Below are 7,781 nucleotides of genomic sequence, written 5' to 3'. Positions count from 1 at the left end.
ATCGTGCCAACAAGCGGATCAGAAACCTCTATGACAAGGTGAAGGAAATAAGCACTATCGATATGTCCGCGTTCGATACCCATCAGCAGACGCCGGAAGGCAATCTTTTGAATGCGGAGCTCAGCCGACGGCTGCGCACGGCAATCGACAGCTTGCCCGAACGGTTGAAGGCGCCCGTTGTCCTTCGTCTGGTGCAGGGAGAGGAGTATGACGATATTGCCCGCAAACTCGGCATATCAAACGATAATGTTCGCAAGCGGGTGCAGCAGGGGCGCGGTTTGCTGCGCGAAAATCTGAAGTCTTTTCGCCAGGAATAATTTCAAATGAAGAGAATAGATTATTTTTAATTCGCTATCGACAGCCCCCCGGCAAATCGGGTAACGATAAGGTGAGTGCTTTCGGCCTTGTGCCGTTCTCAAGTAGCTGGGGAGCTATTTTAAATGACAGAAGGTATCGTTCTGCGCGACGAACGCGCGGACACTTCGCCCATTGTCTCGGACGAAGTAAAATACACAACCTGCTATATGTGCGCCTGCCGTTGCGGGATAAAGGTGCATCTCAAAGATAACCAGATCCGCTATATTGAGGGAAATCCCGATCATCCGGTGAACAAGGGCGTTCTCTGCGCGAAGGGGTCCGCCGGGATCATGCAGCAGAATTCCCCGGCGAAGCTGCAAAAGCCTCTGCTCCGTGTGGGGGAACGCGGGGAAGGGAAGTTCAAGGAAATCGAGTGGGAGGAGGCGCTTGATCTGGCCGCCGGATGGCTGCAAGACGTGCGCAGTGACGATCCGTCAAAACTCGCTTTCTTCACCGGTCGCGATCAGTCACAAAGCTTCACCGGCTGGTGGGCAAAACAGTATGGGACCCGGAATTTTGCGGCGCATGGGGGGTTCTGTTCGGTGAATATGGCGGCGGCGGGACTTTATTCGATCGGCGGTTCTTTTTGGGAATTTGGCGAGCCGGACTGGGACCATACCAAATACTTCATGATGTTCGGCGTGGCGGAGGATCATGACTCCAACCCGATCAAGATGGGTCTTGGCAAGCTGAAAACGCGCGAGGATGCGAAGTTCGTCTCCATCAATCCGGTCCGGAGCGGCTATTCCGCCATTGCCGATGAATGGATCGGCATTACGCCCGGCGCCGATGGTCTTTTCGTAATGGCGATTATCCACGAATTGCTGGCGGCGGAGAAAATCGACTGGGACTATCTGAAACGCTACACCAATGCGTCCTGGCTGGTGATCCAGGCGGAAGGGGACGCGGCGGATGGACTTTTTGCAAGAAACGCGACCGGAACGACCCTGATTGCCACGGCGACGGGGGAATTGCTGCCGCACAGCGACCGGAAGGCCGATCCCGTGCTTGTCGGTACATATACACTTCCCTCTGGCAAAAAAGCGGTCCCGGCATTTCAATTGATGGCGGAACGCTATCTGGAGGATACATACGCGCCGGAGGCTGTCGCGGAGCGTGTTGGTATAAAAGCGGACACGATCCGCCGGATAGCCGCAGAGATTGCCGACGTCGCCTTTGAGCAGGAAATCACCCTCGATATCCCCTGGACTGATTGGGCCGGACGACCGCAGGAAAAAATGACAGGCCGCCCGGTTTCCATGCATGCCATGCGCGGTATTTCAGCCCATTCAAACGGCTTTCACACCTGCCGCGCCATTCATCTGTTACAGATGCTGATCGGGACTATTGATGTGCCGGGCGGTTTTCGTCACAAGCCGCCCTTCCCGAAACCCTGTCCACCCGGACCGACGCCTGCGGGCAAGGAAACGGCGGCGAACACACCCTTGAACGGCATGCCGCTCGGATTTCCGAAAGGACCGGAAGATTTGCTGGTCGATGAGGCGGGCAATCCAAAACGGATCGACAAGGCTTATAGCTGGGAATATCCGCTGTCCGCCCATGGCTTGATGCATAGCGTGATCCATAACGCCTGGGCCGGGGATCCGGCTGAGATTGACGTTTTGTTTATGTATATGTCCAATATGGGCTGGAACAGTACGATGAACGTGCCGGATACAATTCGCTATCTCACGGATAAAAAGCCCGACGGCAGCTATAAAATTCCCAGGTTTATTTATTCCGATGCCTATCATTCGGAAACCGTGGCGTTTGCCGATCTCGTGCTGCCCGATACGACCTATCTGGAACGCTGGGATTGTATTTCCCTGCTGGACCGGCCAATTTCCAGTGCCCATGGCGCGGCGGATGCTATTCGCCAGCCTGTCGTTGCGCTCGATCGCGACGTACGGCCGTTTCAGGATGTGATGCTCGATCTTGGGGTGAAATTGAATCTTCCGGGCTTCGCGGCGGAAGATGGATCGGCGATTTATCCCGGCGGTTATTCTGACTATATGGTCAATCATGAACGCACCCCCGATGTCGGGCCGCTGGCGGGCTGGCGCGGAGAAGACGGATCGGGACAGGGGCGCGGCGGGGCGAACAGGGCGCAGCTTGATGCCTATATCGAGAATGGCTGCTTCTGGGAGAAAAAATTCACACCGGAGCAGTCCTATTACAAGTTCGCCAATAAATCCTATCTTGAGGAAGCCGTCCATATGGGCTGGCTCGCCATGCCAAGTCCGGTGGTGATGGAGATTTATTCCGAAACCATGCAGAAATTCCGTCTCGCGGCGAGAGGTTTCGGGGACCGGCAACCGCCGGATCATTTGCGCGATCGCGTGGAGACATTCTTTGATCCTTTGCCGCTCTGGTATGCGCCTTTCGCGGATGAGGATAAGGGGGAGGGGTTCCCCCTTCATGCGGTGACCCAGCGGCCGATGCATATGTATCATAGCTGGGGCAGCCAGAATGCCTGGCTTCGCCAGATAACGGCACGTAACCCGTTGTTTATACATGCCGATACGGCGGCGGCGAGCGGCATCACCGATGGTGACTGGCTCTGGGTAAGCTCGCCATATGGCAAGGTGAAAGCGCAGGCAAAGCTGATGCGGGGAGTTAATCCGCATACGGTCTGGACCTGGAACGCCATCGGCAAGCGCAAGGGCGCCTGGAACCTTAAAGAGGATGCCCCGGAGGTCACAAAAGGCTTTTTGCTGAACCATATTATTTCCGAACTCTTGCCCCCGCGCGAAGATGGCTATCGCTATTCAAATTCCGATCCGGTGACGGGGCAGGCGGCCTGGTACGACCTGCGGGTCAGTATTGAGAAATGCGACGCAGCCGATTTTGGGGAGACAGAACCGATGTTTGAGGCGCAAGGCGCCGCCGGGCTTCCCGAGCCGACCGAATTGTTGCGCTATGGGGCCAACCTCAAGGGGGAGGCGAGTCATCTCGACCCCGTTCCGATGAAGGACTGGATCGGCAACCGGAAGGAAAACGCCGGAAAGAAGAGCGGCATCAAACCCGGCCATGGCAACCAGATTGACGGTGACTCGGAAAAGGAAAAAGAATGACATCCCTCCCGACGACACCATCGAAGAAAAAACTTGGCCTTGTGATCGATCTGGATATCTGTGTCGGCTGTCATGCCTGCGCGGTCAACTGCAAGGAATGGAATACCGGGGGGCATTCCGCGCCCCTGACCGACACAGACCCTTATGGCGCGGATCCGACCGGCGTCTGGTTCAACCGCATTCACAGCTTCGAGGTGGAGAATGAGGATACGGGCGGGCGCACGGTTCACTTCCCGAAAAGCTGCTTGCATTGCGACGATGCGCCCTGTGTGACTGTCTGTCCGACCGGGGCGTCCTACAAGCGTGAGGAAGATGGCATCGTTCTCGTCAATGCGGATCATTGTATCGGCTGCAAGCTCTGTTCCTGGGCCTGCCCCTATGGCGCGCGGGAATATGATGAGGATGCGGGCGTGATGAAGAAATGCACGCTCTGTGTCGATAAAATCTATAACCCGAACCTGCCCGAGGAATCCCGGGTGCCGGCCTGTGTGTCCACCTGTCCCGTGGGCGCGCGGTCCTTTGGCGATCTTGGCGATCCGGACTCGGACGTGAGCAAGCTGGTCGCGAAGCGTAGCGGTTATGACCTGATGCCGGAACAGGAATGCAAGCCAACCAACAAGTATCTGCCTCCCCGGCCCAAAAAACTGGGAAATGACGCGCCGCCGCCAGAACTCGCCCCGGTTGCCGATAGTTCGGCGGGTGTGATCGCCCGTTGGGTTGACAAGTTTCTTTCCGCGTAAATTGAGGCCAAAATGCACCCGGCAAAATCGGTAATTTTCTTCACTACGGCATCTGGCGCGGGATATGGCTTGCTTGCCCTCCTGATCGCGGGGAATATTTTCGGCCTCATTCCGGCTCAATTCTGGCTGGCCTTTATCGGTTACGCGGTGAGCTATGTGTTGATCACGGGCGGGCTTCTTTCCTCCACTTTTCATCTGGGCCACCCGGAGCGGGCCTGGCGCGCGCTGACGCAGTGGCGTTCCTCCTGGCTCAGCCGGGAAGGGGTGATGGCGATCCTCACCTTTATTCCGACGGGCCTCTATGCGCTGCATCAGCTCTTTTTCCCGGAGATGATGCAGGGGATTATGGGGCTGCTCGGCGTGGTCGGGGTGATTTGCGCGATCGTAACGGTCTATTGCACGGCAATGATCTATGCCAGCCTGAAACCCATTCATGCCTGGTCGAACAATTATGTTCCGGCGGGTTATTTGCTGCTCGCGCTGATGAGTGGGCTTTTGCTCTTGAATAGCTTGCTGGCCCTTTGGGGCTTTGCCACGGCGTCTTTGCAGTTGGTGACGCTATTGGTTCTCGGGGTCGCTCTTGGCTGGAAGATTACATACTGGCGCTTTCTGGATAGTAGCAAGAGTATCTCAACGCCCGAGAGTGCAACGGGTCTGGGTGAGTTTGGCGCTGTCAAACTGTTCGAGGCGCCGCATACAGAGGCGAACTATCTCATGAAGGAGATGGGCTTCAAAATTGCCCGGAAGCATTCAGCGAAACTGCGTTTGATCACTCTGCTGGCGGGCTTTATTGCTCCCATTCTGCTGATTATACTCGGTCTTTTTTTGGGGACCGTCGGATCGGGCGTTCTGATGATGCTTGCCGTTATTTCTGCGGCGATTGGCCTGGTAACAGAACGCTGGCTCTTCTTTGCCGAGGCACGCCACACGGTCGGGCTTTATTACGGCGCGCCCCACGCATAAAAAAGGCCGGTTAAAAACCGGCCTCTTTCAAATTTATTGCCACGGGTTGTCAGCTAGCACGCTTAAATTTCTGCTGGCGAGCATTTGAACGTTTATTCGGCGCATTTGAAGTCGGGTTTGCGGGTTTGCCAGACTTAAATCCCGGTTTGCCTTTATTCTTGCTGACGGTCTTCTTCGGACGCTTGCGAAATGGCTTAACATCGCCCGATGGTAATGCGTCACGCTTGGCACCCGCAGGAGGTCCGTTTCGCCGCGAACGATGCTTTTTCTGTTCGGGTTTGGCCGTTGGTGCGGGGAAGGGATGATCTTCATCGATACGTACCTTTTGCTTGATGGTTTGTTCTATGTTTCTCAGCAGGTTGCGTTCACGCGGCTCGCAGATGGATATCGCGATGCCGCTCGCCCCGGCGCGACCTGTCCGTCCGACGCGGTGAACATAGTTCTCCGCCTCCATCGGCAGGTCATAGTTGATGACATGGGTAATGCCATTGACGTCAATCCCACGCGCGGCAACATCCGTTGCCACCAGAACTGAAAAACGACCGTTCTTGAAAGACCGGAGCGTGCGTTCGCGCGCCCGTTGATGCAGATCGCCATGGATGGCGGCGGTTTTGATGCCCTCAACCTGTTCTTCAATTTCCTGGGCAAGGACGTCGCAGGTTGCCTTGGTGCGGACAAAGACAAGAACCCGTTCCTTATCGCCAAGGCCCAGGAGATGCATCAGCAAGTCTTTCTTGTCATGGCCGCGCACCATCAGGACCGAATGGTCGATGGTTTCGGCAACGGCGGTCTTGCGCTGAATTTCGACATACTCCGGATTTGTGAGGAGTTTTTCGGAAAGCCGCTTGATGGCCCCGCTCATGGTGGCGGAAAACATCACCGTCTGATGCTCTTCGGGCAGCTTATCGGCGATGAACGTCACATCCTCGATAAAGCCCATATCGAGCATGCGGTCCGCTTCGTCCAGAATAAGTGTCTCCACATTATCGAGCTGCACGGTGCCGCGCTTCATATGATCCATCATGCGACCGGGTGTGGCAATCATGATATCGACACCGCGGGAAAGTTGCTGTAGCTGCGGGCCGTAAGGCGCGCCGCCATAAACAACCGTGTGAAACAGTTTCATGCCACGGGTGAAAACACGGATACAAAGCCCGATTTGGTTGGCAAGCTCACGTGTTGGCGCAAGAATAACGGCTGTTGGCTTGTTGGGTTTGGGTTTGCGGCGCTCATGCTGAAGGCGCTGCAGGAGCGGGAGCACAAAGGCGGCCGTCTTGCCGCCACCGGTTTCGGCAATACCCATCAGGTCGCGACCTTCCATCAGCGCCGGAATAGTGCGCTTCTGAATTTGCGTCGGTTCGGTAAAACCCTGTTTGTCAATCGCACGCAGGAGCGGCCCAACAAGGTTGAGCTCGGTAAATTCGGTCATAAAACTTAAGTCCTCAAAAATAACTATCCATCGTTGCCACTCGGTGCAGGGCAACATACAAGGCCAAAAAAGGTGAGAACCGTTTCTCCTTTGACCTTGGCGTCATCCTCTTGAGGAGGGTCTGACTGTCAGCAGCGATCATACGCTGTGGAAATACTGTTCATATACCTGATGATTGGATTTAACGGCTTCTGGGCCATTAGCACCACGACGCCAATGCAAAAACATTGTGCACTGCACATATGCGCAGACTTACGCTTAATGTCAAGAAATTATAGGTCTTATGGTTAATTGTCCGGCTTTTGAAAAAACCCTTGATTTCCGCCTTTCTTTGGCGTTTACAGTTCCCTACAATTGAGCATGTTGTTAAGCAAGCCTGTCGGTGCGCTGACGCATGGCGAAAAGGGGTAGTTATGGATTTACAAGAGATAACGGACGAGATTGTCCTCATTATCACGCAATATGGCCTTGATGTGATTGGCGCGTTGGTCATCCTGCTGATCGGCTATATCGTCTCGAAGCGGGTGCCGGCCATATTAATCAAAATTATGAATAAGCGCGGCATCGATCCGACGGTGAGTGGCTTTCTCGGTAGCCTGACGCGCTTCGCCATTCTGGCGATTACGCTGCTTCTGGTCTTGGCGCAGTTCGGCGTCCAGACGGCCAGCCTGATCGCGGTTCTGGGTGCCGCCGGTCTTGCCATCGGCCTCGCGCTGCAGGGCACGCTCAGCAATGTCGCGGGCGGCGTCATGCTGCTGATCTTCCGGCCGATGAGGGTGGGTCAGTATGTGGAGGTTGCCGGTCATGGTGGCACGGTCAAGTCTGTCAGCCTGTTCACGACGGAGCTGGCGACGCCGGACAATATCCAGGTGATTATCCCGAACGGGTCGGTCTGGGGCAGCGCGATCCGCAACTTCAGCTTCCATCCCACACGGCGGATGGATCTGATCATGGGCATCGCCTATGAGGATGATATCGACAAGGCGCGCGATATCATGCTCAAGCTGATTGAGGCGGATGAACGGTCCCACAAAGACCCCGCGCCCCTGATCGAGATTGCGGAACTTGCCGATAGTTCGGTGAATTTCACGGTGCGCGTCTGGTGCGATAACGCAAATTACTTTCCGCTTAAATTTGCGCTCACCAAGGCGATCAAGCAGGCGTTCGATAAGGAAGGCGTTTCCATTCCCTATCCGCAACGCGATGTGCATCTGATCA

General features: G+C 55.6%; 6 protein-coding genes. 5 read left to right on the top strand and 1 reads right to left on the bottom strand.

Annotated elements, in window-relative coordinates; all coding sequences use genetic code 11:
* From P1U71_RS16130 to P1U71_RS16115, 4 genes are all read left to right on the top strand, one after another.
* A partial coding sequence (locus tag P1U71_RS16130; RefSeq protein ID WP_301106666.1) for a sigma-70 family RNA polymerase sigma factor occupies positions 1 to 317 on the top strand: 317 nt, incomplete at its 5' end.
* 123 nt (positions 318 to 440) lie between these two features.
* Positions 441 to 3,431 (top strand): molybdopterin oxidoreductase family protein, encoded by a 2,991-nt coding sequence (locus P1U71_RS16125; RefSeq protein ID WP_301106665.1) that lies wholly within the window; start codon positions 441 to 443, stop codon positions 3,429 to 3,431.
* On the top strand, positions 3,428 to 4,171 hold the full coding sequence (locus tag P1U71_RS16120) for a 4Fe-4S dicluster domain-containing protein (protein ID WP_301106664.1): 744 nt from the start codon (positions 3,428 to 3,430) through the stop codon (positions 4,169 to 4,171). The genes P1U71_RS16125 and P1U71_RS16120 overlap by 4 nt, the downstream gene beginning before the upstream one ends.
* A 12-nt stretch (positions 4,172 to 4,183) precedes the next feature.
* Positions 4,184 to 5,134 carry a DmsC/YnfH family molybdoenzyme membrane anchor subunit gene (locus tag P1U71_RS16115; RefSeq protein ID WP_301106663.1) on the top strand — a complete coding sequence of 317 codons (951 nt, stop codon included), beginning with the start codon at positions 4,184 to 4,186 and terminating at the stop codon, positions 5,132 to 5,134.
* 49 nt (positions 5,135 to 5,183) lie between these two features.
* Here P1U71_RS16115 and P1U71_RS16110 read toward each other — a convergent pair whose 3' ends face one another.
* A complete protein-coding gene (locus tag P1U71_RS16110) occupies positions 5,184 to 6,563 on the bottom strand; it encodes a DEAD/DEAH box helicase (protein WP_301106662.1) in 1,380 nt (459 codons plus the stop codon).
* Between the two features lie 413 nt (positions 6,564 to 6,976).
* On the opposite strand from P1U71_RS16110, the gene P1U71_RS16105 reads away from it, so the two are divergent.
* Positions 6,977 to 7,781, top strand: an 805-nt coding sequence (locus tag P1U71_RS16105) for a mechanosensitive ion channel domain-containing protein (RefSeq protein ID WP_301106661.1), incomplete at its 3' end; no start/stop codon positions are given.

The sequence above is a fragment of the Sneathiella sp. genome, assembly GCF_029233945.1.
Taxonomy (GTDB): domain Bacteria; phylum Pseudomonadota; class Alphaproteobacteria; order Sneathiellales; family Sneathiellaceae; genus Sneathiella.
The sequence above is the reverse complement of the archived record's forward strand: the minus strand, read 5'-3'. Positions and strand labels throughout refer to the sequence as shown.

Excerpts from the sequence above, each read along its gene's own strand:
- P1U71_RS16110 (WP_301106662.1), bottom strand. The coding sequence starts at position 6,563 with ATGACCGAATTTACCGAGCTCAACCTTGTTGGGCCGCTCCTGCGTGCG.
- P1U71_RS16125 (WP_301106665.1), top strand. The coding sequence starts at position 441 with ATGACAGAAGGTATCGTTCTGCGCGACGAACGCGCGGACACTTCGCCC.
- P1U71_RS16115 (WP_301106663.1), top strand. The coding sequence starts at position 4,184 with ATGCACCCGGCAAAATCGGTAATTTTCTTCACTACGGCATCTGGCGCG.
- P1U71_RS16120 (WP_301106664.1), top strand. The coding sequence starts at position 3,428 with ATGACATCCCTCCCGACGACACCATCGAAGAAAAAACTTGGCCTTGTG.